This window comes from Streptomyces sp. NPDC054887 (assembly GCF_053610585.1).
On record NZ_JBSGYQ010000002.1, the window covers coordinates 17,833 to 44,271 of the forward strand.

Annotated in this window: 26 protein-coding genes; 13 read left to right on the forward strand and 13 right to left on the reverse strand. The window is 72.0% G+C overall.

Annotated features, from left to right (window positions below; all coding sequences use genetic code 11):
• Positions 1-100 precede the first annotated feature (100 nt).
• The 3 genes from ACWGH0_RS01540 (at position 101) to ACWGH0_RS01550 (ending at position 1,680) form a co-directional block, all read left to right on the forward strand.
• Positions 101-481, forward strand: a complete 381-nt coding sequence (locus ACWGH0_RS01540) for a helix-turn-helix domain-containing protein (RefSeq protein ID WP_028814221.1) — start codon at positions 101-103, stop codon at positions 479-481.
• Between the two features lie 237 nt (positions 482-718).
• Entirely contained in the window at positions 719-1,189 is a 471-nt protein-coding gene (locus tag ACWGH0_RS01545; protein WP_453402076.1) for a Dps family protein, read from the forward strand.
• A gap of 131 nt (positions 1,190-1,320) precedes the next feature.
• Positions 1,321-1,680, forward strand: coding sequence for a hypothetical protein (locus ACWGH0_RS01550; RefSeq protein ID WP_453402077.1), 360 nt, complete (start codon positions 1,321-1,323; stop codon positions 1,678-1,680).
• 217 nt (positions 1,681-1,897) lie between these two features.
• Here the strand turns inward: ACWGH0_RS01550 and ACWGH0_RS01555 are convergent, their stop codons facing one another.
• From ACWGH0_RS01555 to ACWGH0_RS01565, 3 genes are all read right to left on the reverse strand, one after another.
• Positions 1,898-2,662 carry an SDR family NAD(P)-dependent oxidoreductase gene (locus ACWGH0_RS01555; protein ID WP_453402078.1) on the reverse strand — a complete coding sequence of 255 codons (765 nt, stop codon included), beginning with the start codon at positions 2,660-2,662 and terminating at the stop codon, positions 1,898-1,900.
• 60 nt (positions 2,663-2,722) lie between these two features.
• Positions 2,723-3,520, reverse strand: a complete 798-nt coding sequence (locus ACWGH0_RS01560; RefSeq protein WP_453402079.1) for an Fpg/Nei family DNA glycosylase — start codon at positions 3,518-3,520, stop codon at positions 2,723-2,725.
• A 79-nt stretch (positions 3,521-3,599) separates the two neighbouring features.
• Positions 3,600-8,234 (reverse strand): ATP-dependent helicase, encoded by a 4,635-nt coding sequence (locus ACWGH0_RS01565; RefSeq protein WP_453402080.1) that lies wholly within the window; start codon positions 8,232-8,234, stop codon positions 3,600-3,602.
• Positions 8,235-8,324: 90 nt separating this feature from the next.
• Between ACWGH0_RS01565 and ACWGH0_RS01570 the strand changes: the two genes are divergently transcribed.
• From ACWGH0_RS01570 to ACWGH0_RS01580, 3 genes are read left to right on the forward strand one after another with little or no spacing between them, the layout of a single operon-like run.
• A complete protein-coding gene (locus tag ACWGH0_RS01570) occupies positions 8,325-9,194 on the forward strand; it encodes an AraC family transcriptional regulator (protein ID WP_453402081.1) in 870 nt (289 codons plus the stop codon).
• Between the two features lie 9 nt (positions 9,195-9,203).
• Positions 9,204-9,953 (forward strand): AzlC family ABC transporter permease, encoded by a 750-nt coding sequence (locus ACWGH0_RS01575; RefSeq protein ID WP_453402082.1) that lies wholly within the window; start codon positions 9,204-9,206, stop codon positions 9,951-9,953.
• Entirely contained in the window at positions 9,950-10,258 is a 309-nt protein-coding gene (locus tag ACWGH0_RS01580; RefSeq protein ID WP_453402083.1) for an AzlD domain-containing protein, read from the forward strand. Before ACWGH0_RS01575 ends, ACWGH0_RS01580 begins: the two co-directional genes overlap by 4 nt.
• A 74-nt stretch (positions 10,259-10,332) precedes the next feature.
• On the opposite strand, the gene ACWGH0_RS01585 is transcribed toward ACWGH0_RS01580, so the two are convergent.
• Positions 10,333-11,247, reverse strand: a complete 915-nt coding sequence (locus ACWGH0_RS01585; protein WP_453402084.1) for a hypothetical protein — start codon at positions 11,245-11,247, stop codon at positions 10,333-10,335.
• Positions 11,248-11,326: 79 nt separating this feature from the next.
• Here ACWGH0_RS01585 and ACWGH0_RS01590 point away from each other — a divergent pair, with 79 nt between their 5' ends.
• The 4 genes from ACWGH0_RS01590 (at position 11,327) to recX (ending at position 14,803) form a co-directional block, all read left to right on the forward strand.
• Complete coding sequence (locus tag ACWGH0_RS01590; protein ID WP_453402085.1) at positions 11,327-11,521, forward strand: DUF3046 domain-containing protein; 195 nt, start codon at positions 11,327-11,329, stop codon at positions 11,519-11,521.
• 160 nt (positions 11,522-11,681) lie between these two features.
• Positions 11,682-12,872 carry an AI-2E family transporter gene (locus tag ACWGH0_RS01595; protein ID WP_453402250.1) on the forward strand — a complete coding sequence of 397 codons (1,191 nt, stop codon included), beginning with the start codon at positions 11,682-11,684 and terminating at the stop codon, positions 12,870-12,872.
• 194 nt (positions 12,873-13,066) lie between these two features.
• Positions 13,067-14,197, forward strand: a complete 1,131-nt coding sequence (gene recA, locus ACWGH0_RS01600; RefSeq protein ID WP_453402086.1) for a recombinase RecA — start codon at positions 13,067-13,069, stop codon at positions 14,195-14,197.
• Between the two features lie 3 nt (positions 14,198-14,200).
• Complete coding sequence (recX, locus tag ACWGH0_RS01605) at positions 14,201-14,803, forward strand: recombination regulator RecX (protein ID WP_453402087.1); 603 nt, start codon at positions 14,201-14,203, stop codon at positions 14,801-14,803.
• Positions 14,804-15,166: 363 nt separating this feature from the next.
• Here the strand turns inward: recX and ACWGH0_RS01610 are convergent, their stop codons facing one another.
• The 8 genes from ACWGH0_RS01610 to ACWGH0_RS01645 all read right to left on the reverse strand — a co-directional run bounded on the left by ACWGH0_RS01610 (position 15,167) and on the right by ACWGH0_RS01645 (position 21,477).
• The gene (locus ACWGH0_RS01610) at positions 15,167-15,556 is read right to left on the reverse strand and encodes a rhodanese-like domain-containing protein (RefSeq protein ID WP_453402088.1); all 390 of its coding nucleotides are present in this window, start codon (positions 15,554-15,556) and stop codon (positions 15,167-15,169) included.
• Positions 15,553-16,083: a cysteine dioxygenase gene (locus ACWGH0_RS01615; protein WP_453402089.1), complete on the reverse strand. Its 531-nt coding sequence runs from the start codon at positions 16,081-16,083 to the stop codon at positions 15,553-15,555. Before ACWGH0_RS01615 ends, ACWGH0_RS01610 begins: the two co-directional genes overlap by 4 nt.
• Before the next feature lie 109 nt (positions 16,084-16,192).
• The gene (locus ACWGH0_RS01620; protein WP_369522850.1) at positions 16,193-16,300 is read right to left on the reverse strand and encodes a putative leader peptide; all 108 of its coding nucleotides are present in this window, start codon (positions 16,298-16,300) and stop codon (positions 16,193-16,195) included.
• 11 nt (positions 16,301-16,311) lie between these two features.
• A complete protein-coding gene (locus ACWGH0_RS01625) occupies positions 16,312-18,009 on the reverse strand; it encodes an FAD-dependent monooxygenase (protein WP_453402090.1) in 1,698 nt (565 codons plus the stop codon).
• 161 nt (positions 18,010-18,170) lie between these two features.
• Positions 18,171-19,061 (reverse strand): amino acid ABC transporter permease, encoded by an 891-nt coding sequence (locus tag ACWGH0_RS01630; RefSeq protein WP_453402091.1) that lies wholly within the window; start codon positions 19,059-19,061, stop codon positions 18,171-18,173.
• Positions 19,058-19,723: an amino acid ABC transporter permease gene (locus ACWGH0_RS01635; RefSeq protein ID WP_453402092.1), complete on the reverse strand. Its 666-nt coding sequence runs from the start codon at positions 19,721-19,723 to the stop codon at positions 19,058-19,060. The genes ACWGH0_RS01630 and ACWGH0_RS01635 overlap by 4 nt, the downstream gene beginning before the upstream one ends.
• 75 nt (positions 19,724-19,798) lie before the next feature.
• On the reverse strand, positions 19,799-20,635 hold the full coding sequence (locus tag ACWGH0_RS01640; RefSeq protein ID WP_453402093.1) for a glutamate ABC transporter substrate-binding protein: 837 nt from the start codon (positions 20,633-20,635) through the stop codon (positions 19,799-19,801).
• A gap of 56 nt (positions 20,636-20,691) precedes the next feature.
• Positions 20,692-21,477 (reverse strand): amino acid ABC transporter ATP-binding protein, encoded by a 786-nt coding sequence (locus ACWGH0_RS01645; RefSeq protein WP_453402094.1) that lies wholly within the window; start codon positions 21,475-21,477, stop codon positions 20,692-20,694.
• Between the two features lie 280 nt (positions 21,478-21,757).
• On the opposite strand from ACWGH0_RS01645, the gene ACWGH0_RS01650 reads away from it, so the two are divergent.
• The gene (locus tag ACWGH0_RS01650; RefSeq protein WP_453402095.1) at positions 21,758-22,468 is read left to right on the forward strand and encodes a response regulator transcription factor; all 711 of its coding nucleotides are present in this window, start codon (positions 21,758-21,760) and stop codon (positions 22,466-22,468) included.
• A 6-nt stretch (positions 22,469-22,474) separates the two neighbouring features.
• A complete protein-coding gene (locus ACWGH0_RS01655; protein WP_453402096.1) occupies positions 22,475-23,872 on the forward strand; it encodes a sensor histidine kinase in 1,398 nt (465 codons plus the stop codon).
• Here the strand turns inward: ACWGH0_RS01655 and ACWGH0_RS01660 are convergent.
• Complete coding sequence (locus ACWGH0_RS01660; protein ID WP_453402097.1) at positions 23,862-24,857, reverse strand: TAXI family TRAP transporter solute-binding subunit; 996 nt, start codon at positions 24,855-24,857, stop codon at positions 23,862-23,864. The two genes, ACWGH0_RS01655 and ACWGH0_RS01660, sit on opposite strands and share 11 nt — an antisense overlap.
• Positions 24,858-24,927: 70 nt before the next feature.
• On the opposite strand from ACWGH0_RS01660, the gene miaB reads away from it, so the two are divergent.
• Positions 24,928-26,412, forward strand: a complete 1,485-nt coding sequence (miaB, locus tag ACWGH0_RS01665; protein WP_453402098.1) for a tRNA (N6-isopentenyl adenosine(37)-C2)-methylthiotransferase MiaB — start codon at positions 24,928-24,930, stop codon at positions 26,410-26,412.
• Positions 26,413-26,439: the final 27 nt, after the last annotated feature.

Sequence of the window (26,439 nt, forward strand, 5' to 3'; positions counted from 1 at the left end):
CCCTGAGTGAACACGACATCGCTCCCCGCACGGCCGCAGCGCGAGGCGGTACGGTGGGGCGTGAAGGATGCGGCTACGCGGTCCGAGGAGGGAGCCACCGATGATTCTGCTCCGTCGCCTGCTTGGTGACGTGCTGCGTCGGCAGCGCCAGCGCCAGGGCCGTACTCTGCGCGAAGTCTCCTCGTCCGCCCGAGTCTCACTCGGCTATCTTTCCGAGGTGGAGCGGGGGCAGAAGGAGGCTTCCTCCGAACTGCTCTCCGCTATCTGCGACGCGCTCGATGTACGGATGTCCGAGCTCATGCGCGAAGTGAGTGATGAGTTGTCGCTGGCTGAGCTGGCGGAGTCGGCTGCGAGCGAGCCGGTGCGTCCACCGGTGCGCCCGATGCTCAATTCCGTTTCGGTGACGTCGGTGGCAGGTGTGCCACCGGAGCGGGTGACGATCAAGGCACCCGCGGAAGCGGTGGACGTGGTCGCCGCCTGACCGTGGTGACCACTGCGGCCGCGGTGTACGCGGTCTGAGGCTTTGCGAGAGCCCCGGTGGGTCCTGAGGGACCGCCGGGGCTCGTTCACGTTCCCATGTGACCGTTTTGGGGCGTTTGTGCCATGGTGGTGAGACTGTGCCGGGTCGGGTCGGCGAGGCGCACGGGGTTGCTTGCGTCTGCTTGCGCTCCGGTCTCGCGATCGTCCCGGTTCCCCGGTTCTCTGAGGAGGAAAACGGATGTCTGTCGTGAAGAGCACCCTGCCCGAGGCGGACCTCAAGGTGGTGGGCGAGGCCCTGCAAGGCGCACTCGTGGACCTTGTGGACCTGTCGCTGGTCGCCAAGCAGGTGCACTGGAACGTGGTCGGGCCGCGCTTCCGGTCCGTGCACCTTCAGCTCGACGAGGTGGTCGGCACGGCGAGGCTGCACTCCGACTCCGTCGCGGAGCGGGCGTCCGCGCTGGGCGTCAATCCGGACGGGCGGTCGGCGAGCGTGGCGCGGGCGACGGCGATCCGGGAGGTGCCGTCGGGGTGGATCAAGGACGTGGACGCCGTCCGGATCCTGGTCGACGCCCTCGGGGTCGTCGTCGGGCGGATGCGGGAGCGGATCGAGGCCACGGCCGATCCGGATCCGGTGAGCCAGGACATCATCATCGGGCTGACGGCGGACCTCGAGAAGCATGCGTGGATGTTCCAGGCCGAGAGCGAGTAGGCGCGGACGGCGGGGGCGCGAGGCGCGGGCGCGTGCGGTGGCCGGTGCGGGCGGGTGCGCCGGGGCGTGCTTCCGGTGCGCCCTCCCGCCCTGTGCGGGGGCCCGTCTAGCGTCGGTCGGAGGAGGCAGCCATGGCGTGGCGTGACTTCCGGGGACGCCGGGCGGTCCTGGTGGCCGCGCTGGTGCTCGGCGCGGTGTGGTGGTGCGCCGTGCTGCGCCTGATGCTGGTGCCGGAGCGGACGGGGGTGGTGGAGGGCGCGGTGGCGGCGGGCGGCTGGGGGCTGAGCCTGCTGCCGGTCCACGCGGTGTCGCCGGCCGCGGCCGGCGTGGACGCGCGGCGTCGGCGTGGGAACCGGCGGACGCCGGGGTTGGGGGCGCACACCGCCTCCGGGCTCGCGCGGGCGCTTGGACGTGGGGGCGTCCGGGCGCTACGACGGGGGGTCGCGGGGGCGCGGCGGCGGTGTGGCCGGGGGAGGAGGCGCGGCGGGTAGGGGGCCGGGTCGCGTCTCTGCCGGGGGTGGGGCCTTGCTCTGTGGGGACGGAGCCGGCTCTGGGCCATGCCTCTTGTCCCGGGGGTGTGTGGGTTCACGGGGGCTGGTTCGCCGCGGGGGGAATGTGGGCGGGCTGGGTTCCGGAGTGCGCCGGCGCTCGGGGGCGAAGCCGCGCCTGAAGGAGGTCGGTGCGCCGACGGTGGGGGGGTGAAGGGGCCTACCAGGGCATCAGTACGCCGCCGTTCGGGCGTAGGATCTGGCCGGTCGTGAAGGCTGAGGCGTCGGATGCCAGGTGGAGCACGGTGTGTGCGATGTCCTCGGGCTCGCCCACGCGGCCCAGCGGTGACGCGCCGGCCATGGCGGCCTCGGTCCGGTGCTGGAGCGTCGCGTCGTGGCGGTCGGTCATGGGTGTCCGGATCCAGCCGGGCGCCACGGCGTTCACACGGATGGAGTGCGGGCCCAGCTCGGTGGCGAGCGTCCTCGTGAGCTGCACGACGGCCGCCTTGGCGGCGCTGTAGCAGAGCAGGCCGGCGTGGGCCGCGTCCACCGCGCCCGACGCCATGGTGATGATGCTGCCGGGGCGCCCGGCCGCGACCATGGCGCGGGCCACTTCCTGGCAGGCGTGGAGAACGCCCTTGAAGTTGATCGCCAGGACGCGGTCGAGGTCCTCGTCGAGGGTCTCCAGGACGGTGCTGTGGTGCATGACTCCGGCCACGGCCGCGAGGATGTCGACGCGGCCGGCCGTCGCGACGGCCTCCGCGAGGCGGACCCGGTCGGTGACGTCGAGGACGTGCGGGTGGGCCGCGCCGCCCGCCTCGGCGATCCGGGCGGTGGTCTCGTCAAGGCCGCTCCGGTCACGGTCCGCGCAGTGGACGGTGGCGCCGGCTTCGGCCAGCAGGAGCGCGCTCGCCCGGCCGATGCCGCTCGCGGCGCCGGTGACGAGTGCGGTGCGGCCGGTGAGGTCGTACGCCGTGAGGGGCATGCGGGGACCGTACGACCGAATCTGACGGTCCGTCAACTGGTGTGGGCGGGGTGACCTCGGTCAGGGCGTCGGGCCCGACTGGCAGCGAGGACACCAGTAGGTGGGGCGGAGGCGGCCGGCCTCGCCCTGTTCGGCGTGTCGGATCGTGGCGCCGCAGCGCAGGCAGGGGCGGCCGGCGCGGCCGTACACGTACATGAGGGGGGAGGGGGCGCGTTCGCGCAGTGTGGTGCGGCGGCGGGGGCGGTCGCGGTTGGCCTCCAGGAGGCGCTTGGCGGCGGCGACCAGGCGCTCGGGGGCGGGGAGTTCGCCGACGGGCAGCCAGGGGGTGACGCGGGCGAAGAAGCACAGCTCGCACTTGTAGACGTTTCCGATGCCCGCGAGATTGCGCTGGTCGAGGAGTGCTTCGCCGAGGGGACGGTCCGGGGCGGCCAGGAGCCGGCGGAGGGCTTCGTCGAGGTCCCAGTCCGGACCGAGGAGGTCCGGACCGAGGTGGCCCACGGCCTCGGCCTCGTCCTGGGTGCGCAGGAGTTCGAGCACCGGGAGGCGGTAGCCCACGGCGGTGCGCTCGTCGGTGCCGAGGATGGCGCGGATCTGGTGGTCGGGGCCGCCGCGCCACCGCTCCCCGGCGGCGTAGACCTTCCACGCGCCCTCCATGCCGAGGTGGGAGTGGAGCGTGAGGCCGCCCTCGACGCGGGTGAGGAGGTGCTTGCCGCGGGGGGTGACGTCCACAACGGTGCGGTCGGTCAGGTCGGACGTGGCGAAACGGGGCACGCGGAGGTCGGACCGGGTGAGCCGGTGCCCGGCCAGGGCGGTGTGCAGGCGCCGGGCGGCCTGCCAGACGGTGTCTCCTTCGGGCATGGGTCCATGATGCGGTGGACGGGCGCGGGGTGCGTTGTCACGGGCGCCGCCCGCGTCGGGGGAGTGGGGTGGGGCGGCGTCAGGGGCGCAGGCGGAGCCCTCGTGGCGTCGGGTGGAAACCTGCCGCTTCCAGGGTCTTGCCCAGGGGCGAGGTCAGGGCGGGAACGCCGTTGGTGCGCTCCACCGTGACCGTGCCCAGCGCACCCTGCCGCGCCGCCGCGGCCAGGGCTTCGGCCGCCGCGGTGAGGCGGGGGTCCGACGCCGACGGGTCGTCCGGGCTGGTGGGCCACCCCAGCAGCGTCTTGCCGCCGCGCTCCATGTAGAGCGCCAGCTCTCCGTCGACGAGGACGACCAGGGCTCCGGCCTTGCGTCCCGGTTTGTGGCCGGCGTCGGACGGGGGATCCGGCCAGGGCAGGGCCGCGCCGTACGCGTTGGCCGGGTCGGCGGCCGCCAGGACCACCGCCCGGTGCGGGGAGTCGCCCTCCGCACGCTCGCGCGCGGTGGCCGCGGCGCGCAGACGGTCGACCGCGCCGTCCATCGCGAACTGGGCGGCTCCCAGCCCTTCCACGACGTAACCCCGCCGTGCCTGGCCGCTGTCCTCGAACGCGGCGAGGATGCGGTACGTCGCCGAGAAGCCGCCCTCGACCCCTTCGGCGGCGACCGCGCCGCGTGTCACCACGCCGTGCCGGTCGAGCAGGGTACGGGCGAGCGCGTGGGCGCGGTGGGTGGGATCCGGTTCGTGGGCGGGGAGCAGGGACCAGCGGCCGGAGACCGTGGGCGGGCCGGTGCGGGAGGCGGTCCGGGACGCCGCGCCGAGGGTGCCGTAACGGCCGCGCGGGACCGTGCGTTTCGCGCGGTGGGCGGTGGACCCCGCCGTACGGCCCGAACCCAGGAGCGAGCGCAGCGGTGCGAGGGTGTCGTTGGTCAGGCGGCCGGACCAGGCGAGGTCCCACAGGGTGTCGGCCAGTTGGGGATCGGTGCAGTCGGGGTGGGTCGTGGCGCGGACCTGGTCGGCGATCTGGCGGAAGAACAGGCCGTACCCCCCGGAGAGCGTGGTGAGGACCGACTCGTGCAGCGCGGTGAGTTCGAGCGGGTGCGGCTGCGGGAGCAGCAGGGGCGCGGCGTCGGCGAGGTAGAGGGACACCCAGCCGTCCTTGCCCGGCAGGGCGCCCGAGCCCGCCCAAACGATCTCCCCGGTGGTGGTGAGCTCGTCGAGCATCGCGGGCGAGTACCCCGCGACGCGGGACGGGAGAACCAGCTTCTCCAGCGCGGACGCGGGAACAGACGCGCCCTGCAACTGCTCGACGGCGCGCACCAGTCCGTCGATGCCCCGCAGGCTGCTGCCGCCCAGGTGCTGCCACTGGGGGAGGAACGTGGCGAGCGCGGCGGGCGGGACAGGTTCCAGTTCCTGGCGCAGGGCCGCGAGGGACCGGCGCCGCAGCCGGCGCAGCACCGTCGCGTCGCACCACTCCTGACCGATGCCGGCGGGGTGGAACTCGCCTTGGACGACCCGGCCGCTCGCGGTGAGGCGTTGCAGGGCGCCGTCCGTGACGGCCGCCCCCAGGCCGAACCGGGCGGCGGCCGCGGCCGACGTGAACGGCCCGTGCGTACGGGCGAAACGGGCGAGGATGTCGCCGAGCGGGTCCTTGACGGGCTCCGTGAACGCTTCCGGCACGCCGACGGGCAGCGCGGTGCCCAGCGCGTCGCGCAGCCGGCCCGCGTCCTCGACCGCCGCCCAGTGGTCGGCGCCCCCGATGCGGACCCGGATGGCCCGGCGGGCGGTCGACAGCGCCTCGGCCCACCCCGGTTCGGCGCCCCGCGCCGCCAGCTCCGCGTCCGTGAGCGGGCCCAGCACTCGCAGGAGATCGGCGACCCCCTCGCTGTCCTTGACCCTGCGGTCCTCGGTCAGCCACTGCAGTTCCCGCTCCAGCTCGCTCAGGACCTCCGCGTCGAGCAGCTCGCGCAGCTCCGCCTGACCGAGCAGCTCCGCCAGCAGCCGGGAGTCGAGGGAGAGCGCGGCGGCGCGCCGTTCGGCGAGGGGCGAGTCGCCCTCGTACAGGAACTGGGCGACGTACCCGAACAGGAGCGAGCGGGCGAACGGGGACGGCTCCGGCGTGGTGACCTCGACGAGCCGGACGCGGCGGGACTCGATGTCCCCCATCAGCTCGGTGAGGCCCGGTACGTCGAAGACGTCCTGGAGGCACTCCCGCACGGCTTCCAGCACGATCGGGAAGGAGCCGAACTCGGAAGCCACCTGGAGCAGCTGGGACGCGCGCTGGCGCTGCTGCCACAGCGGGGTGCGCTTGCCGGGGCTGCGGCGCGGCAGCAGGAGAGCGCGGGCGGCGCACTCGCGGAACCGGGCGGCGAACAGCGCGGAACCGCCGACCTGGTCGGTGACGATCTGATTGATCTCGCCCTTGTCGAACGCGACGTCGGCGGCGCCCAGCGGTGCCTGGTCGCTGTCGAACTCGGTGCTCTGCCGGGCCGGCTCCTCGTCGAGGAGGTCCAGGCCCATCAGGTCGGCGTCGGGCAGGCGCAGCACGATGCCGTCGTCGGCGTGCATGACCTGGGCGTCCATGCCGTACCGCTCCGTCAGGCGGGTGCCGAGCGCCAGCGCCCAGGGGGCGTGGACCTGGGCGCCGAACGGGGAATGGACGACGACGCGCCAGTCGCCCAGCTCGTCGCGGAACCGCTCCACGACGATGGTGCGGTCGTCCGGCACGTGACCGGCGGCGCGGCGCTGCTCGTCGAGGTACGACAGCACGTTCTCGGCGGCCCAGGCGTCCAGACCGGCCGCGGTCAGCCGCAGCCGGGCGTCGTCGGGGGCGAGGGAGCCCACCTCGCGGACGAACGCGCCCAGGGCCCGGCCCAGTTCCAGGGGCCGGCCCAGCTGGTCGCCCTTCCAGAACGGCAGCCGTCCCGGCACGCCGGGGGCGGGAGAGACCAGCACGCGGTCGCGTGTGATGTCCTCGATGCGCCACGAGGTGGTGCCCAGGGTGAAGACATCGCCCACCCGGGACTCGTAGACCATCTCCTCGTCCAGCTCGCCCACCCGGCCGCCGCCCCGCTTCGGGTCGGCGCCGGCCAGGAAGACGCCGAAGAGCCCCCGGTCGGGAATGGTGCCGCCGGAGGTCACCGCGAGGCGCTGCGCCCCCGGGCGGCCCGTGACCGTACCGGCGATACGGTCCCAGACGACGCGCGGACGCAGCTCGGCGAAGGCGTCGGACGGGTAGCGGCCCGCGAGCATGTCGAGCACCGCGGTGAAGGCGGATTCGGGGAGCGAGGCGAACGGGGCCGCCCGGCGGACCACGGCCAGCAGGTCGTCCGCCTGCCAGGTGTCGAGCGCCACCATGGCGACGAGCTGCTGCGCCAGTACGTCGAGCGGGTTGGCGGGTACGCGCAGCGCCTCGATGGAGCCGCTGCGCATGCGCTCGGTGACGACGGCCGACTGGACCAGGTCGCCCCGGTACTTCGGGAAGACCACACCGGTCGAGACCGCGCCGACCTGGTGCCCCGCCCGGCCGACCCGCTGGAGGCCGGAGGCGACGGACGGCGGCGACTCGACCTGGACGACGAGGTCCACCGCTCCCATGTCGATGCCCAGCTCCAGGCTTGAGGTGGCGACGACGGCGGGCAGCCGGCCCGCCTTGAGGTCCTCCTCGACCTGTGCGCGCTGCTCCTTGGAGACCGAACCGTGGTGCGCCCGGGCCAGCAGCGGCGGGGCTCCCTTGGCCGCGCCCGCCTCGGCCATGATCTCGGCGGGGGAGTGGTCCTCCGGGAGGGGTTCGCCGGTGGCCCGCTCGTACGCGATCTCGTTGAGCCGGTTGCACAGGCGCTCGGCGAGCCGGCGGGAGTTCACGAAGACGATCGTCGAGCGGTGGGCCTGCACGAGGTCGGCGATGCGCTCCTCGACGTGCGGCCAGATCGACGGCTTGTCGCCCGCGTCGTCACCCTTGGCGGGGGCGCCGCCCAGTTCGCCCAGATCCTCCACGGGGACGACCACCGACAGGTCGAACTCCTTGCCCGACGGCGGCTGGACGATCACGGCCTGCCGCTGCGGGGACAGGAAGCGGGCGACCTCGTCCACCGGCCGGACCGTCGCCGAGAGACCGATACGGCGGGCGGGCCGCGGCAGCAGCTCGTCGAGCCTCTCCAGGGAAACGGCGAGGTGCGCGCCGCGCTTGGTCCCGGCGACGGCGTGCACCTCGTCCAGGATCACCGTCTCGATCCCCGCCAGGGCGTCCCGGGCGGCCGACGTGAGCATCAGGAACAGCGACTCGGGTGTGGTGATGAGGATGTCCGGCGGCTTCGTCGCCAGCGACCGCCGCTCGGCGGCGGGAGTGTCGCCCGAGCGGATGCCGACGCGCACGTCCGGCTCGGACAGGCCCAAGCGTACGGCCTCCTGGCGGATGCCGGTGAGCGGGCTGCGGAGGTTGCGCTCGACGTCGACCGCGAGGGCTTTGAGCGGCGACACGTACAGCACGCGGCACCGCTTCTTCGGGTCCGCGGGCGGCGGCTCGGACGCCAGACCGTCGAGGGCGGCGAGGAAAGCGGCCAGCGTCTTGCCCGACCCGGTCGGGGCCACGACCAGCACGTCCGAACCCTCGGAGATGGCCTGCCAGGCGCCTTCCTGCGCGGCGGTGGGCGCGCTGAAGGCCCCGGCGAACCAGCCGCGGGTCGCGGGCGAGAACGAGTCGAGCGCAGTCCTGGACATGTCCCCCATCGTGCACCCGACCACTGACAACGGGTGTCCAGGACATGGACGCGCAGGTCAGCGGCGCGCGGACGGGCGCAGAATGGCTGTATGGCCACGACGGAGCCACGCGATGCCGACGAGTGGGCGCGCCACTGGCAGTACCCGGGCGTCCCCGGACTCGACCTGCTGCGGGCTCGCTACGTACGCCACTCCTTCGCCCGGCACAGCCACGAGGGCTTCGTCCTCGGCGCGGTCTTCCGGGGCATCGAGGACGTCGTGATGCCGGAGGGGACGATCAGGGCCCGCCCCGGCACCGTCGTCATGATCAACCCGGAGGTGCCGCACTCCGCGCACGCCGGCGTGCCCGAGGGATGGTCGTACGCCACCCTCTACCCCTCCGCGGAAGTGGTCGCCGGCATCGCCGACGAGACGACGAACCTGCGCGGGACGCCCGGCTTCGCCGAGACCATCGTCGAGGACGCCCGCACCGCCCGGCTCATCCGCGCCGTGCACAGGGCGGCCGAGGAGGGCAACGCCCTCGCCGCCGACAGCCTGCTCCGCATCGCCGTCGCCGGACTGCTGCGCCGGCACGGCCGCACGCTGCCCTCCCGTACGCCGACCGCGGCCGGCGCCCGCACGGCGGCCCTCGCCAGGAGCCTCCTGGAGGAGCGCATGGCACAGCCGCCTTCCCTGGAACAGCTCGCGCACGAACTCGGGACCGGCCCGTTCGCCCTCCTGCGCGCCTTCAAGGCGGCGTACGGCATGCCGCCCCACACCTGGCTCACCAACGCCCGCGTGCGCAGCGCCCGGCGGCTCCTGGAGGACGGCACCGCCCCCGCCGTCGCGGCCGTCACCGTCGGCTTCAGCGACCAGCCGCATCTGAACCGGCACTTCACCCGCATCGTCGGGGTGCCGCCCGGCGCCTACCAGCGGGAACGCGCAAGAACGTACAAGACCGGCCGCCGCGGTCCGTCGTAGTGTCCCGGCGTGACAGAGCAGACGACACCCCCAGCGATACGCACAGCACCCCCGGCACCACCCGAGGACAGGCCGGACAGCGCCGTCGTCCGCGACGCCCTCGGGGTGGGCGTCGCCGTCGGGCTCTCCGGCTTCGCGTTCGGCGTCACCTCGGCGGGATCCGGCCTCAGCCTGCTCCAGACCTGCGCGCTCAGCCTCCTCGTGTTCACCGGGGCCTCGCAGTTCGCCCTCGTGGGAGCACTCGCGGCCGGCGGCAATCCGTTCACCGCCGCGGCGGGCGCCTTCTTCCTCGGGGTACGCAACGCCTTCTACGGGCTGCGGCTCTCCCAGCTGCTGGCACTGCCCCGCTTCGTACGCCCCTTCGCCGCCCACTGGGTGATCGACGAGACCACGGCCGTCACGCTCGCCCAGCCCTCGCGCCACAGCGCCCGGCTCGGCTTCACCGTCACGGGGCTGTCCCTGTACGTGCTGTGGAACCTCACCACCCTCGTCGGCGCACTGGGCGCCGAGGCCATCGGTGACACCGACGCGTGGGGCCTCGACGCGGCGAGCCCCGCCGTCTTCCTCGCCCTGCTCGCCCCCATGCTCCGTACCGGAACGGAACGCGCCGTCGCGGGCGTCGCGGTGCTGCTGGCCCTCGGATTCCTGCCCGTACTCCCCGCGGGCGTGCCGGTGCTCGTCGCCGCACTCGCCGCACCGGCGCTGCTCTGCGTACAGGGCCTGCGGGCCCGCCGCACCACGAAGGAGGACGCCCGATGAGCGTCTGGATCGCGATCGGCGCCACCGCCGCCGGCTGCTACCTGGTCAAACTGCTCGGGCTGCTCGTCCCGGCGGGCGCCCTGGAACGCCCGATCGTGAAGCGCCTGGCCGCCCTGCTTCCGGTGGCCCTGCTGGCCGCTCTCACCGCCCAGCAGACCTTCAGCACCGGTCAGGAACTCGTACTGGACGCCCGGGGCGCGGGACTCGCGGCGGCGGCGCTCGCACTCGTCCTGCGCGCCCCCTTCCTCGTCGTGGTCGGTGCCGCCGTGGCCGTCACGGCCGGCGTACGAGCCCTCGGCGGCTGACGGCCACGGAGCGCGCGGGGAGAACGTGCGCCCCCGGTGTGCCACCTCCGGCACCGGGCGGCGCCCCGCAGGCGTCAGCCGATAGCGCGCCCGTACGCCCGCAGCGTCAGGAGCGCGTCGATCGTCACGCCCGGACGCGCCTCCAGGGCCGTCCCCGGCGCCCACTCACGCCACCGGATCGGCCAGCCCCCGTCCTCCCGCTGCGCGGCGGCGAGGAAGTCCAGCGAGCGGGCCATCTCCTCGTCGGTGAACCAGCCACGGGCGAGAGACCCCGGCGTACGGGCGTAGTCGTACGCGAAGTGGTGCTCGCCCGGCGCGTACCCGTCGGCGACCGGCTGCTCCCCGGACCGCTCCGGATCCAGCACCACGAGCCCCTGGTCGCGCACCAGCCGGCCGAGCCGGTCCGCGGCCGCCCGCGCCCGCGCCCGGTCGGGCACGCCGTCCAGGAAGGCGAGCGCCGCCTGGATCTCGTACGGATGCGACTTCTCCAGCGCCTCGACCGCGGACCAGCAGAAGTCGGTGGCCCTGAACAGCCACGCGTGCCACACCTCGTTGCGGTGCAGCACCCCCACCACCGGGCCCGTCGCCAGGAGATCGCTCGGAGGGTCGTCGACGACCGGAACGAACGGCGCGGCCGGATAACCGCGCAGCGAAGGGTGCACCGCGGGCAGCGCCCCCTCCTTCGTCGACACCTCGGACAGATAGCGGCACAACCGCTCCACCCGCGGCCCCTCGCAGCGGCCGATCGAATCGAGGACGCGCAGCGCGTGCGCGACGTGCAGCGGCTGGCTCACGGGACCGCGCAGATCGGGTTCCAGGGCGTAGCCGTAACCACCGTCCTCTCCCTGATAGGGGGCGAGGGCCGCTTCGACCGCGGCACCCTCGCCGTCCATGAAGTGGTAGGCGAACCGCCGCTGTTCGAGGACACGGGCGGTCAGCCAGACGAAGTACTCGGCGCGTGCAAGGGGGGATGCCCCAAATCCAGCCATGGAACGACCGTAGGGCGGAAAGCGCTGTCGGCAAGCTCTGCGGGCCGGGCTGCACTCTCAGGGGCGCGATACTGGGGTCATGCGGTTGACGATTTTCTGGGAGCGGATGGCGGACCACTTCGGCGAGGCGTACGCCGACTCCTTCGCCCGCGACCACGTGATGGCCGAACTCGGCGGCCGTACGGTCCATCAGGCGCTCGACGCCGGCTGGGAGGCCAAGGACGTCTGGCGAGCAGTCTGCGCCGCGATGGACGTCCCCGCGGACAAGCGCTGACGTGCGGGGCGCACAGGGGGAGCGGCCGGAGGGCGCGCGCATGGGACACACTGGCTCCGTGGCACCCACCGACCAGCCCGCCGGGCACGAGAACCCGCCGACCGCACCACCGCCCGCGCCCCCGGGGACGGCGGGACCCAACAACGGCGGTCCGGCCCGCATGCCCCGGTGGCTGCCGCGCGCCATGGTGCTCGCGCTGGCGCTCTACGCGTGCTTCCAACTGGGCAACTGGGCGTTCCACCAGCTCGTCGGCCTGCTGCTCAACATCCTGATCGCGTTCTTCCTCGCCCTCGCCATCGAACCCGCCGTCGGCCGGATGGCGGCCCGCGGCATGCGGCGCGGCCTCGCCACCTTCCTCGTCTTCATCGCGGTGCTGGCCTTCGGCGTCGGCTTCGTCGTCCTGCTCGGCTCGATGCTGGCCGGTCAGATCATCGAGATGGTCGAGGACTTCCCCAAGTACCTCGACCAAGTGATCAACTGGAGCAACCGGACGTTCCACACGGAGCTCTCCCGCGTCGAGGTCCAGGACAGCGTCCTCAACTCCGACTGGCTGCGCAGGTACGTGCAGAACAGCGCGACCGGTGTCCTCGACGTGTCGGCGACCGTCCTCGGCGGCCTGTTCAAGCTGCTGACGATCTTCCTGTTCTCGTTCTACTTCGCCGCCGACGGGCCCCGGCTGCGGCGCGCCCTGTGCTCCGTACTGCCGCCCGCCCGGCAGGCGGAGGTGCTGCGTGCCTGGGAGATCGCCGTCGACAAGACCGGCGGCTACATCTACTCGCGCGGCCTGATGGCACTCATCTCGGGCGTCGCGCACTACATCCTGCTGCTGATCCTCGACGTCCCGTACGCGCCCGCCCTCGCGGTGTGGGTGGGCCTCATCTCGCAGTTCATCCCGACGATCGGCACCTACCTGGCGGGCGCGCTGCCGATGCTGATCGCCTTCACCGTCAACCCCTGGTACGCGCTGTGGGTGCTCGGGTTCGTCGTCGTCTACCAGCAGTTCGAGAACTACGTGCTGCAACCCAAGCTGACCTCGAAGACCGTCGACATCCACCCGGCGGTCGCGTTCGGCTCGGTCGTCGCGGGCACCGCGCTCATGGGAGCCATCGGCGCACTGATCGCGATCCCGGCCGTCGCGACGCTTCAGGCCTTCCTCGGGGCGTACGTGAAGCGGTACGCCGTGACGGACGACCCGCGCGTGCACGGACGGCGCCCGCGGCGGCGCGGAGTCTCGGCCCTGGTGCGCCTGCGGCGCGCGCTGCGCGACGGTCGCCGGCAGGGGGCGGGCACGGACGGGGCGCCGGACCGGGCGCCGGGCCGGTCTCCGTCCTCGGACGACGACGACGCCTGACCGGTCCCACCACGCCCGCCACCATGGGCGTGGTGCGCTTGACAGCAAAATCGAACATCCATTCTGATGGGGTTCTGGCCGTGGTGCTGCGGAGGGTTATCCACAGGTCAGGACGACGCCGGGGCGCATTGTCAGTGGCACGAGATAGCGTCTTTGACGTGAAGCGATCGACTCAAGCAAATCGGGTGGAACCCATGGCAGCAGGCACCGACCGCGAGAAGGCGCTCGACGCCGCGCTCGCGCAGATTGAACGGCAATTCGGCAAGGGCGCGGTCATGCGCCTCGGCGACCGGCCGAACGACCCCATCGAGGTCATCTCCACCGGGTCGACCGCCTTGGACATCGCCCTCGGCGTCGGCGGGCTGCCGCGTGGCCGCGTGGTGGAGGTGTACGGACCGGAGTCCTCCGGCAAGACGACGCTGACGCTGCACGCCGTGGCCAACGCGCAGAAGGCCGGCGGCACCGTCGCGTTCGTGGACGCGGAGCACGCCCTCGACCCCGAGTACGCCAAGGCGCTCGGCGTGGACACGGACAACCTGATCCTCTCCCAGCCGGACACCGGCGAGCAGGCGCTCGAAATCGTGGACATGCTGGTCCGCTCCGGCGCCATCGACCTGATCGTCATCGACTCCGTGGCGGCGCTCGTGCCGCGGGCGGAGATCGAGGGTGAGATGGGCGACTCGCACGTCGGTCTCCAGGCCCGGCTGATGAGCCAGGCGCTGCGCAAGATCACTGGTGCGCTGCACCAGTCCGGTACCACGGCGATCTTCATCAACCAGCTCCGCGAGAAGATCGGTGTGATGTTCGGCTCGCCGGAGACCACGACCGGTGGCCGGGCGCTGAAGTTCTACGCCTCGGTGCGACTGGACATCCGGCGCATCGAAACCCTGAAGGACGGCACCGACGCGGTCGGCAACCGCACCCGCGTGAAGATCGTCAAGAACAAGGTCGCGCCGCCCTTCAAGCAGGCCGAGTTCGACATCCTCTACGGCCAGGGCATCAGCCGCGAGGGCGGTCTGATCGACATGGGCGTGGAGCACGGCTTCGTCCGCAAGGCGGGCGCCTGGTACACGTACGAGGGCGATCAGCTCGGCCAGGGCAAGGAGAACGCCCGCAACTTCCTGAAGGACAACCCCGATCTCGCCGACGAGATCGAGAAGAAGATCAAGGAGAAGCTGGGCGTCGGCGTCAGGCCGGCGGCTCCGGGCGCCGAGCCCGGCGCGGACGCGGCGGGCGGCACCCCCGCGGCCGCCGACGCGAAGGCGGTTCCGGCTCCGGCGACCAAGGCGGCCAAGACGGCCAAGCCCGCGGCAGCCAAGAGCTAGACCGTGACCCGGAGGACGGACTGGCCGGGAGACGCGAGCGACGGCATGGAGCCCGAGGACCGTGCAGGCTCCGACCCGTCGAGGGCCGGGAAGGGGCTGCCGCCTCAGGATCCGGCTGAGCAGGCGCGGGCGATCTGCCTGCGCCTGCTCACCGGGACCGCCCGCACCCGCAAGCAGCTCGCGGACGCGCTCCGGAAGCGGGGCATCCCCGACGAGGTGTCGGACGAGGTGCTGTCCCGCTTCGAGGAGGTCGGGCTCATCGACGACGCGGCCTTCGCGGACGCATGGGTGGAGTCCCGCCATCACGGGCGGGGCCTCGCCCGGCGGGCACTCGCCCGCGAGCTGCGCAACAAGGGCGTCGCACCCACGCTCATCGACGACGCCATGGGGCAGCTCGACTCCGACCAGGAGGAGGAGCGGGCCCGCGAGCTGGTGGCCCGCAAGCTCCGCTCCACCCGCGGCCTGGAGCGCGACCGCCGGCTGCGCCGCCTCGCCGGCATGCTGGCCCGCAAGGGCTACCCCGAGGGCATGGCCCTGCGGGTGGTCAGGCGCGCGATCGAAGAAGAGGGCGAAGACACCGACGGCCTGGACTACGATCCCCTCTGAGCCGCAACGGCGGACCGCCCCCGTCCCGCGCCGACGCCGTGCGCTCGCAGCGCGGACGTACACGGTGAGACGCGTACGGCGGCGAGGCGCGCGGCGGTGTGTGTCCGGGCGTCGGCGGCGGGTGCCGGCGCTGGGGCTCAGGGAACTCAGGGCCCGGCGGCCGGGACACGCCCACTCGCCCCGCACCACGGGCGGGGTCCCGTATGCCGAGGTCGGCACCCCGCGCAGCCCCGCACCACACGGCGGCCCAGCCTCCCCCGCGGCCCGCACCACACCTGGGTCCCGCACTCGGTGCCCGTGCTGGTGGTGGTCGATGCCCGGGGCCCGGGATTTGCGCGGCGGGCCCCCGCCACAGCCCCGCTCCTACAACTCCACTGGCAGTCCCGCCGCGCGCCATGCCTGGAAACCGCCGTCCAGGTCTGTCGCCCGGTGCAGGCCCAACTGGCGCAGCGAAGCGGCGGCGAGACTCGACGCGTACCCCTCGTTGCAGATCACCACGACCCGCAGATCATGACCGGTGGCCTCCGCGGCCCGGTGGCTGCCCTGCGGATCGAGCCGCCACTCCAGCTCGTTGCGCTCCACCACGAGCGCCCCCGGGATCAACCCGTCCCGCTCGCGCAGCGCGGCGTACCGGATGTCCACCAGCAGCGCCCCGGAGGCGGCGGCGTCGTACGCCTCCCGCGGCCCGACCCGGTCGAGCCCTTCGCGTACCCGCTCCAGCAGTTCGTCGATGCCGATGTGTTCGCTGCTCACACCCACTCCTCGGGACGCTCGACGTGCTCCAGACGCAGCACCGCGCCGGTGCGGCTGTAGCGCCGCATCATCGGCAGCGGAGGGTAGTACGCGTGCACCGAGACGGCGTGCTCGTGCGGCGACTCGTTCAGCACCTGGTGCACGTGGTGTGCCCCGAAGGCGCGGCCCCGACCGGGCGTCAGCTCCCGTTCCCGGTCGACCCCGTCGGCCAGTTCGAGGGTCTTCCAGCCCTCGGTGGGGAGGCGTGCCGCCAGCGACTCCTCGCGCAGGGCGCCCGCAGCGGCGGCGAAGGCGCCGTGCGAGCCGCCGTGGTCGTGCCAGCCGGTGCCGGTGCCCGGCGGCCAGCCGATCAGCCACGCCTCGCTGCCGCCGGGCCCGTCCAGCCGTACCCAGGTACGGCCTTCGGGATCGAGCGGGAGGGACGCCACCAGGGAAGCGTCGGCGGCGGTACGGCGCACGAACGCGAGCAGTTCCGCGGCAGAGGGCGCGGCAGGGCGCGCGGCGTCGCGGGGAACGCTTTCGGGCACGCCGGAGGAACGTACGGAAAGAGACACAGAGGACCGTCCTGAGAAGTTCGCGAAAACGCGCGGCGGCCGGAAACACGGCACGGCACAGCGCGTGAGAGGGAAGAGCGAATCAGCAGGACGGGCGACACACGCAGCCCGCATAGCGGACGAGGTCCATATGGACCCTCCGCCACAGGCGCACATCGGTGTCGGTCACGCTCCGGAGTACACCACGCACGCCCGCAGTGGTCAATTGATGTCCGCCGTACGGTCGCTGAGGCCGGCCCGAGCGGTCCCCTCCTCGCCGTCGGGTCCTTCGGAGGAGGCGGACTCCACCGCGTCGTCCGCTGCACCGGAGCGCTGCGGACCCGGCCCGGCCTGCGCCGACGCGGGCGGACCGCCGCGCGCCGCGTCGGCCGCCGCGTAGAGATCGGCCGGCCGTACGCCCTGGAACGCCGCCACCAGATGCCCGTCGGGCCGCACCAGCAGAACGGTGTGCGCCGACGCCCCCGGGTAGCCCTCCGTGACCAGCAGCTCGGCCCGCACCGGCAGCGCCGTCACCGCCGCGGCCAGCCGCGGCATCACACCCGCCGTCATCCAGTGCCGCCGGTCCCACACGCCGGTCCCCGGCGCGACCAGGACCACCAGCTGCCGCCCCCGCCCCAGCCGCTCCCGCAGCCGTACCACCGAACCGTCGGGCGCCGTCACCCGTACGTCGGCGACCGGCCCGCCCAGGGGCGTGCCGACCAGCGTCTGCGCCTCGCTCTCGGGGGGCGCGAGCGGGGAGTGCGTGTACGCGGGCGGCGCTCCCAGCGCCCCGCGCCCCAGGTGCGCGTCCGCGAGCAGGGTGTCGTGCCCCCGGGCCGTACCGGGCAGGTACGTCCGCAGCCCGTTGCCGCGCAGAATCGGCAGAGCCTGGTCGGCGGCGCGCAGACGCGCGGCGACGGCCGTGCGCCGCTCGGCCTGGTAGCTGTCCAGCAACGTCTGCGACGCCCCCAGATGCCATGCCTGCGCCAGTTTCCAGGCCAGGTTGTCGACGTCCCGCAGCCCCTCGTCCAGCCCCTGCGTCCCCAGCGCCCCGAGCAGGTGGGCGGCGTCCCCGGCGAGGAACGCCCGTCCCACCCGCCACTTGCGCGCCAGCCGGTGGTGCAGGGTGTAGACGCCGGTGTCGATCAGCTCGTACGGCGGCGTCCCGCCGCACCACCCGGCCAGCGTGTCCCGCACCCGCCCGAGCAGCGCCTCCGGCGTGACCAGTTCACCGCGCGGCGGCAGCAGCCAGTCGAGCCGCCACACCCCGTCCCGCAGCGGACGGGCGGTCACTTCCTGCCCGCCCGTGCGCCAGGGCGGCATGCGGTGCAGCAGTGCCTCCCCGTCCCAGGGCAGTTCCGTGCGCAGCGCGGCGACGGCGTGCCTCTCGACCGCCGTACGCCCGGGAAAGCGGATGTCGAGGAGCTTGCGCACCGTAGACCTCGCCCCGTCGCACCCGACCAGGAAGCTGCCCCGCCACCAGGTGGCCCCGGGCTCCCGGGTGTGCGCGGTGACGCCGTCGTCGTCCAGCTCCACGGTGTCCAGGCGCCCGTGCGGCACCACGTGCACGAGCTCGTGCGCGGTGACGGCGTCGCGCAGCCCGCGCGTCAGGTCGTGCTGCGGCAGGTGTGTGGGAGACGGCAGGTCGCCCTCGTCACCGAAACGAATCTCCCGTACGTCCTGGTTGCGCCGCATCGACCGCCACCCGGTCCAGCGCGTGCCCTCGTCACGGACCGTCGTACATCCGAGCCGCTCGACGAGCTCCGCCGTGTCGGCCCGCAGGAGGGCCGTCCGCGCCGTACGCGGCTCGTCCTTGCCCGGCCCCTCGTCGAGCACGACGGAGGGCACGCCGTGGCCGGCGAGCGCCAGCGAGAGGGCCAGCCCGACAGGACCGGCCCCAACGACGATCACCGGGTCCACGGCGCGTCCCCTCCGGTCCGTACGGACATGCGGGAAGTGGCAGGTGGAACCCGGTGCACGATCACAGAACGTATGCAACCCACTGCGGGTGCCTGCGTCAAGTGACAGAGGCGGCGGCGCGGTGGCCGCCGCCTCACATTTCGTCAGTTCTGCGCTTGACCTCAGCCTTTCGGCCCTGCGGGCTCCCCAGGAGTGGAGAGTGCGTCGCCCGCGTCCGCGCCGACTGTGGCGCCGGTGGACTTCTTGCCACGCCGCAGGCGTGCTTCCAGCCAGCCGGCGAAAGTGGTCAGCGCGTAGTTGATGGCGATGTAGATCAGCGCGACGACGATGAAGGACGCGAAGATGTTGCCGTTGTAACCGCTCATCGTGCTGATGGTCGACATCAGTTCGGCGTAGGTCAGCACCGCGCCGCCCAGTGCGGTGTCCTTCACGATCACGACGAGCTGGCTGACGATCGCCGGCAGCATCGCGGTGACCGACTGCGGCAGCAGCACGGACCGCATGGTCTGGCCCTTGCGCAGACCGATGGCCATGGCTGCCTCGGACTGTCCCTTGGGAAGCGACAGGATGCCGGCGCGGACGATCTCGGCGAGAACCGAGGCGTTGTAGAGGACCAGGCCCGTGACCACGGCGTAGAGCGGCCGGTTCTCGGAGCTGATGCCACTGAATCCGGCGTACACCGCATTGGCGAACAGCATCAGGATCAGCACGGGAATCGCGCGGAAGAACTCCACGATCGTGCTTGCCACACCCCTGACCAGCTTGTGGTCGGAGAGGCGCGCGATGCCCAGGATCGCGCCGAGGGGCAGCGCGATGACCATGGCAAGCGCCGCGGCGAGGAGCGTGTTCTCGAGGCCCGGCCAGATGTACGTCGTCCACGTACGTCCGTCGGTGAAGGGCTGCCACTTCTCCCAGTCGAGCTGGTCCTTCTCGGCCAGGCTGCCGATCACCCACCACAGCACCAGAGCGGCGAGGGCGAGGAACAGGGCCGAGTACAGGACGTTCCGCCGCTTGGCGCGCGGTCCCTGGGCGTCGTACAGAAGGGAGCTCATCGCTTCACCGCCACCTTCTTGCTCACCCAGCCGAGGAGCAGGCCGGTCGGGAGGGTGAGGCAGACGAATCCGAACGCGAAGACAGCGCCGATCAGAAGGGTCTGTGCCTCGTTCTCGATCATGCCCTTCATCAGGAAGGCCGCCTCCGCGACACCGATGGCCGCGGCCACGGTCGTGTTCTTCGTCAACGCGATCAGTACGTTGGCGAGTGGCGCCACCACCGCGCGGAAGGCCTGCGGCAGGATGATGAGTGTCAGTACCTGGCTGAAGCGCAGTCCCAGCGCGCGTGCCGCCTCGGCCTGGCCGACGGGCACCGTGTTGATGCCGGACCGCAGCGCCTCGCAGACGAAGGCGGACGTGTAGGCCACCAGCCCCAGCACGGCGAGGCGGAAGTTGATGCTGTCGAACGCTTCGGCGCCGAGGGTGACGCCCATCGTCTGGTTGAGGCCCAGCGAGGTGAAGACGATGATGATGGTCAGGGGAATGTTCCGCACGAAGTTCACGTACGCGGAGCCGAAACCACGCATCAGGGGGATCGGGCCGACTCGCATGCCTGCGAGCACGGTTCCCCATATGAGGGAGCCGAGGGCCGAGAGGACGGTGAGTTGCACCGTCGCCCAGAAGGCCCCCAAGAGGTCATAACCTTCAAGAAAGTCGAACACGATCTCCCGCGCTTCCGCGTGTGTGGAGGGCGCGGCGCGCCGCCCCCCGGGGCGGCGCGCCGATCAGTCCCTGCTTCACTTGACGATGTTGCCGATCTTCGGGGCGGGCTCGTTCTGGTAGCCGGCGGGGCCGAAGTTGGCCTTGACGGCCTTGTCCCAGGACTTGTCCTCGACCATCTTGGTCAGGGCGTCGTTGATCTTCTTCTTGAGGTCGGCGTCGCCCTTCTTGAGGCCGATGCCGTAGTTCTCGTTGGTCATCTTCAGACCGGCGAGCTTGAACTTGCCCTGGAAGTTCTTCTGCGCGGCGTAACCGGCGAGGATCGAGTCGTCGGTCGTCAGCGCGTCGATCGCCTTGCTCTGCAGGCCGTTGAGGCACTGCGAGTACGTGGTGTACTGCTGCAGCTGGGCCTTCGGAGCGAGCTTGTCCTTGACGTTCTGCGCCGACGTGGAGCCGGTCACCGAGCACAGCTTCTTCTTGTTCAGGTCAGCGGCGGACTTGATGGAGTCGTCGTCGGACCGGACGAGGATGTCCTGGTGGGCGAGCAGGTACGGGCCGGCGAAGTCGACCTTCTCGGCGCGCTCGTCGTTGATCGAGTAGGAGGCCGCGATGAACTTCACGTCGCCGCGGGAGATCATGAGCTCGCGGTCGGCGCTCTTCGCTTCCTTCCACTCGATGTCTTCCGGCTTGTAGCCGAGTTCCTTCGCGATGTAGGTGGCGACGTCGACGTCGAAGCCGACGTACTTGCCGTCCGGCGTCTTCTGGCCGATGCCCGGCTGGTCGAACTTGATGCCGATGGTGATCTTCTTGTCACCGGCGCCCTTGTCGTCCTTCTCGCCGGAGCCACAGGCGGTCGCGGTGAGGGAGAGCGCGAGTACGACGGCGGCCGCCGCAGAGACCTTACGAACCTGCATGGTGAACATCCTTTGTGTCAGCAGAAGAGAGATGGACGCGTGGGTACTACCCCGCGTCAGTGGTGAAGGATCTTCGACAGGAAGTCCTTGGCCCGGTCGCTGCGCGGATTGCTGAAGAACTGGTCGGGCGTGGCCTCTTCGACGATCTTGCCGTCCGCCATGAAGACGACGCGGTTGGCGGCCGAGCGGGCGAAGCCCATCTCGTGGGTGACGACCACCATCGTCATCCCGTCCCGCGCCAGCTGCTGCATGGCCTCCAGCACCTCGTTGATCATCTCCGGGTCGAGCGCCGAAGTGGGCTCGTCGAACAGCATGACCTTGGGGTCCATCGCCAACGCCCGCGCGATCGCGACGCGTTGCTGCTGACCGCCGGAGAGCTGCGCCGGGTACTTGTCCGCCTGCGAGCCGACGCCCACCCGGTCCAGCAGCTCGCGCGCCTTCTTCTCGGCCGCGGCCTTGCCGGTCTTGCGGACCTTGATCTGGCCCAGCGTGACGTTCTCCAGCACCGTCTTGTGCGCGAAGAGGTTGAACGACTGGAAGACCATGCCGACGTCGGCACGCAGCCGTGCGAGCTCCTTGCCCTCCTGGGGCAGCGGCTTGCCGTCGATCGTGATCGCACCGGAGTCGATCGTCTCCAGGCGGTTGATGGTGCGGCACAGCGTGGACTTTCCGGACCCGGAGGGCCCGATGACGACCACGACCTCGCCACGGGCGATGGTCAGGTCGATGTCCTGGAGCACATGCAGCGCGCCGAAGTGCTTGTTGACGTTGCTCAGAACGACCAGGTCGTCGGCTGCGGGGGCAGCGTCATCGGCGGCCTTGGTCACTGAAACTCCGCTCATCGGCTTCTTGCTCCGTCCTCCTCGGTTGGGGAGGACCCTAGCCAGGCGTTACGACCAGCGTCATCACATCTGAGCGGAAATTGAGCATAACGATCCGGCTTCAACCGGACACTCCGCGTGAACAGGACCACGGGCGGGGATACCGGCTCCATAACGGAACAAGCCCGTGACGGGAAGGCCCTTGACTGGAACGTGACGCATCGGCGTTTATGCCCTGAGGACAATTGCGCGCGAGACCTGTTCGCAGAGCGTTCACCGGAGGACCGGAGGGGGAGGTGCCATGAGACTGCTGCTCGTCGAGGACGACGACCACGTCGCGGCGGCGCTTTCCGCCGTCCTCCTGCGCCACGGCTTCCAGGTCGTCCACGCCCGCAACGGCGAAGAGGCGATCCAGGCGCTCCTGCCGGCCGAGAAGGAGCCCTTCGGCGTCGTGCTGCTCGACCTCGGGCTGCCCGACCAGGACGGCTACGAGGTGTGCGGCAAGATCCGCAAGCGGAGCGACACCCCGGTCATCATGGTGACCGCCCGCGCCGACGTGCGCTCGCGCATCCACGGCCTGAACCTCGGGGCCGACGACTACGTCGTGAAGCCGTACGACACCGGTGAGCTGCTCGCCCGGATCCACGCGGTGGCCCGGCGCAAGGCCACCGGCGACCCGTCGCCGGCGCCCGGGGACGACATCGCGCTGCGGCTCGGCGGCGTACGCATCGAACTGCCCACCCGCCGCGTGAGCGTCGGCGGCAGCGAAGTCCAGCTCACCCGCAAGGAGTTCGACCTGCTCGCGCTCCTCGCGCAGCGGCCCGGCGTGGTCTTCCGCCGGGAGCAGATCATCAGCGAGGTCTGGCGCACGAGCTGGGAGGGCACCGGCCGCACCCTCGAGGTGCACGTGGCCTCCCTGCGCTCGAAGCTGCGCATGCCCGCGCTCATCGAGACCGTGCGCGGAGTCGGCTACCGGCTCGTCGCACCGGCCGCGTCCGTACAGGGCCCGTAGTCCCACGTGCGCACCCGTCTCCTCCCGCTCCTCATCGTCCTGCTCGCGGGCATCCTCCTCGCGCTGGGCTTCCCCCTCGCGATGAGCGTCGCCGCCGCGCAGCAGCAGCGGGTGGTCGTCGACCGCATCGACGACACGGCCCGCTTCGCGGCGCTCGCCCAGTTCGTCACCGAACGCACCGAGAGCGGTCAGGACGAACGCCGCAGGACCCTGGAGACCGAACTCGCCAGCTACCAGGCCGTGTACGGGATCAAGGCCGGCGTCTTCTACCGCGACAAGTGGGCGATGGCGAGCGCACCCGAGGGCTGGGCCGTTCCCGAGAGCGGTGAGGGACTCGAAGCCTTCGAGGAAGCGCTCTACAAGCGCCGCAGCCACGATCCGCCGCAGGTCTGGCCCTGGCAGGAGGGCCGGATCGTCGTCGCCTCTCCCGTCGTACGGGACGGTGACGTCGTCGCCGTCGTGGTGACCGATTCACCGACCGGACAGATGCGTTCGCGGATCCTGCGGGGCTGGCTGCTGATCGCGGCGGGCGAGTCCGCGGCGATGCTGGTGGCGGTGGGCGCCGCCTTCCGTCTGACCGGCTGGGTGCTGAGGCCCGTACGCATCCTGGACGCGGCCACCCACGACATCGCGACGGGGCTCATGAACTCACGGGTCGCCGTCGCCGGGGGGCCGCCCGAACTCCGGCGTCTCGCGCGCTCGTTCAACGAGATGGCGGACAACGTCGAGGAAGTGCTCGAACAGCAGCGCGCCTTCGTCGCCGACGCCTCGCACCAGCTGCGCAACCCCCTGGCCGCCCTCCTCCTGCGCATCGAACTCCTCTCCCTCGAACTCCCCGAGGGCAACGAGGAGATCGCCTCCGTACGGACCGAGGGCAAGCGCCTCGCCCAGGTCCTCGACAGCCTGCTGGGGCTGGCGCTGGCCGAGCAGGCCACCACGCACCTCCAGCTCATCGACATCGGAGAGCTGGTCACCGAGCGGGTCGCCGCCTGGCGCCCGCTGGCGGACGACCGGGGCGTGCACCTCACCCGGGAGGGCCCCGAGGCCGTGACCGCCTGGGGCGACGCCGTGGCGATCTCCAGCGCCCTTGACGCGGTGATCGACAACGCCCTGAAGTTCACTCCGGGCGGCGAGGACGTCACCGTCACGGTCGTGCCGGACGGCGAGTCCTGCACGATCACGGTCGCCGACGGCGGCCCCGGTCTGACCGACGACGAACTGGACCGCGTCGGGGACCGCTTCTGGCGCAGCACACGCCACCAGAACGTCACCGGTTCGGGTCTCGGCCTGTCCATCTCGCGGGCCCTGCTCCTCGCGGGCGGCGGCGCGATGTCGTACGCCCGCAACGAGCCCCACGGGCTGTGCGTGACCCTCAGGGTCCCGCGCAGCGGGCCTACGGCTTGACCGACTGGTAGTACCGGCGCGCGCCCTCATGCAGCTCCAGCGGAGCCGTGTAGATGGCGGTCCGCAGATCCACGAGCTGCGCCGCGTGCACCGTCCTGCCGATGCGGTCCCGGCTCCCTATGACCGTACGGGTGAGCCCCTCGGTCAGCCGGGTGTCCGCCGCGTCGGTCGTCACCAGCAGGTTGGCGACCGCCACCGTCGGCACGGCCTCCCCGTCCTGCGCGTCCTTGTACGCGTCGGCGGGCATCACGGCGGACCGGTAGTGGCGCGACGGGCCGGGCTCCGCGTGCAGCTCGTCCACCAGGTCGCCCAGCGGCACGAGGCGGATGTCGAAACGCTGCGAGAGGTTCCTGACCGCGGCGGTCGGCAGGCCGCCGGACCAGAAGAAGGCGTCGATCGTGCCCTTCTCCAGCCGCTCGGGCATGGTGTCGATGCCGATGGACACCGGAGTGATGTCCTCCTCGGGATCGAGCCCCGCGGCCTCCAGGAGCTTGTTCGCGACCAGCCGTACGCCGGAGCCCTCCTGCCCGACGGCCACCCGCTTGTTCCGCAGACCGGCCGCCGAGCGCACCGGGGAACGCTTCGGCACGACGAGCTGCACGTAGTCGTCGTACAGCCGCGCGCACCCGCGCAGCCGGTACCCGCCGGGCAGACCGTCCCGGTAGTACTGGGCCACGGCGTCGGCGGTGGCGATGGCGAAGTCGGCCTCGCCGTTCACCAGGCGCGCCAGGTTCTGCCGCGAGCCCTCGCTGGCCCGCAGGTCCATGGCGACGCCGGGCAGGTCGCGGGCGACCGCCTCGTCCAGAAGCTCGCCGTAGCGCTGGTACACGCCCGTCGTCACGCCCGTACTGAACGTGACCCTCCCGCGCGGCGAGGACTCCCCGAGGGGCAGGAGCCACCACAGCAGCAGTCCGGTCACCACGAGTGCGGCGAGGGACCCCTGGAGGGCGCGGCGGCGGCTGAAGCGGGGGAGGGCCTGGAGCATGCGCGCGATCCTGCCAGTTCACTCCCCTCGGAGACCAGTGGGTGCCCGGGCCCGTACCCTGGTGTACGAGATGAGCGAGAAGACATACGAGGTGCGCACTTACGGGTGCCAGATGAACGTCCACGACTCCGAGCGGCTCTCGGGCCTCCTGGAGGGCGCGGGATACGTGCGTGCGCCGGAGGGCGCCGACGGTGACGCCGACGTCGTCGTGTTCAACACCTGCGCGGTGCGGGAGAACGCCGACAACAAGCTGTACGGCAACCTCGGCAGGCTCGCCCCCATGAAGACGAAGCGGCCGGGCATGCAGATCGCCGTGGGCGGCTGCCTGGCGCAGAAGGACCGCGACACCATCGTCAAGAAGGCCCCCTGGGTCGACGTGGTCTTCGGCACGCACAACATCGGCAAGCTGCCGGTGCTGCTGGAGCGCGCCCGCGTCCAGGAAGAGGCGCAGGTCGAGATCGCGGAGTCGCTGGAGGCGTTCCCCTCCACGCTGCCGACGCGGCGCGAGAGCGCGTACGCCGCGTGGGTGTCCATCTCCGTCGGATGCAACAACACCTGCACCTTCTGCATCGTCCCGGCGCTGCGCGGCAAGGAGAAGGACCGCAGGACCGGCGACATCCTCGCCGAGATCGAGGCGCTGGTCGCCGAGGGCGTCTCCGAGATCACCCTGCTCGGTCAGAACGTCAACGCGTACGGCTCCGACATCGGCGACCGCGAGGCGTTCTCCAAGCTGCTGCGGGCCTGCGGGAAGATCGAGGGCCTGGAGCGCGTGCGGTTCACCTCGCCGCACCCGCGCGACTTCACGGACGACGTGATCGCCGCCATGGCCGAGACGCCGAACGTCATGCCGCAGCTCCACATGCCGCTCCAGTCCGGCTCGGACACGGTGCTCAAGGCGATGCGCCGCTCGTACCGCCAGGAGCGCTTCCTCGGCATCATCGAGAAGGTGCGCGCCGCGATGCCGCACGCCGCCATCTCCACCGACATCATCGTGGGCTTCCCCGGCGAGACCGAGGAGGACTTCGAGCAGACCATGCACACGGTCCGCGAGGCGCGCTTCGCCCAGGCCTTCACCTTCCAGTACTCCAAGCGCCCGGGAACGCCGGCCGCCACCATGGAGGACCAGATCCCCAAGGAGGTCGTCCAGGAGCGCTACATGCGCCTGGTCGCCCTCCAGGAGGAGATCTCCTGGGAGGAGAACAAGAAGCAGGTCGGCCGGACCGTGGACGTCATGGTCGCCGAGGGCGAGGGCCGCAAGGACGGCGCCACCCACCGCCTCTCCGGCCGCGCCCCCGACAACCGTCTCGTCCACTTCACCAAGCCGGACGAGGACGTCCGTCCCGGTGACGTGGTGACGGTCGAGATCACCTACGCGGCGCCGCACCACCTGCTGGCCGAGGGCCCCTCCAAGGCCGTACGCCGCACCCGCTCGGGCGACGCCTGGGAGAAGCGCAACGCGGAGCCGAAGCAGGGCGCCGGCGTCCTCCTGGGGCTGCCGAAGATCGGCGTACCGGAGCCGCTGCCGGCGGCCACGGGCGGCTGCTCCGTCCAGTGACCGGCGGGCCGCCGCCCAGCGGTGCGG

Coding starts and splice junctions, on each gene's coding strand:
- ACWGH0_RS01540 (WP_028814221.1), top strand. CDS start 101: ATGATTCTGCTCCGTCGCCTGCTTGGTGACGTGCTGCGTCGGCAGCGC.
- ACWGH0_RS01545 (WP_453402076.1), top strand. CDS start 719: ATGTCTGTCGTGAAGAGCACCCTGCCCGAGGCGGACCTCAAGGTGGTG.
- ACWGH0_RS01550 (WP_453402077.1), top strand. CDS start 1,321: ATGGCGTGGCGTGACTTCCGGGGACGCCGGGCGGTCCTGGTGGCCGCG.
- ACWGH0_RS01555 (WP_453402078.1), bottom strand. CDS start 2,662: ATGCCCCTCACGGCGTACGACCTCACCGGCCGCACCGCACTCGTCACC.
- ACWGH0_RS01560 (WP_453402079.1), bottom strand. CDS start 3,520: ATGCCCGAAGGAGACACCGTCTGGCAGGCCGCCCGGCGCCTGCACACC.
- ACWGH0_RS01565 (WP_453402080.1), bottom strand. CDS start 8,234: ATGTCCAGGACTGCGCTCGACTCGTTCTCGCCCGCGACCCGCGGCTGG.
- ACWGH0_RS01570 (WP_453402081.1), top strand. CDS start 8,325: ATGGCCACGACGGAGCCACGCGATGCCGACGAGTGGGCGCGCCACTGG.
- ACWGH0_RS01580 (WP_453402083.1), top strand. CDS start 9,950: ATGAGCGTCTGGATCGCGATCGGCGCCACCGCCGCCGGCTGCTACCTG.
- ACWGH0_RS01585 (WP_453402084.1), bottom strand. CDS start 11,247: ATGGCTGGATTTGGGGCATCCCCCCTTGCACGCGCCGAGTACTTCGTC.
- ACWGH0_RS01590 (WP_453402085.1), top strand. CDS start 11,327: ATGCGGTTGACGATTTTCTGGGAGCGGATGGCGGACCACTTCGGCGAG.
- ACWGH0_RS01595 (WP_453402250.1), top strand. CDS start 11,682: ATGCCCCGGTGGCTGCCGCGCGCCATGGTGCTCGCGCTGGCGCTCTAC.
- recA (WP_453402086.1), top strand. CDS start 13,067: ATGGCAGCAGGCACCGACCGCGAGAAGGCGCTCGACGCCGCGCTCGCG.
- ACWGH0_RS01630 (WP_453402091.1), bottom strand. CDS start 19,061: ATGAGCTCCCTTCTGTACGACGCCCAGGGACCGCGCGCCAAGCGGCGG.
- ACWGH0_RS01640 (WP_453402093.1), bottom strand. CDS start 20,635: ATGCAGGTTCGTAAGGTCTCTGCGGCGGCCGCCGTCGTACTCGCGCTC.
- ACWGH0_RS01645 (WP_453402094.1), bottom strand. CDS start 21,477: ATGAGCGGAGTTTCAGTGACCAAGGCCGCCGATGACGCTGCCCCCGCA.
- ACWGH0_RS01650 (WP_453402095.1), top strand. CDS start 21,758: ATGAGACTGCTGCTCGTCGAGGACGACGACCACGTCGCGGCGGCGCTT.
- ACWGH0_RS01660 (WP_453402097.1), bottom strand. CDS start 24,857: ATGCTCCAGGCCCTCCCCCGCTTCAGCCGCCGCCGCGCCCTCCAGGGG.
- miaB (WP_453402098.1), top strand. CDS start 24,928: ATGAGCGAGAAGACATACGAGGTGCGCACTTACGGGTGCCAGATGAAC.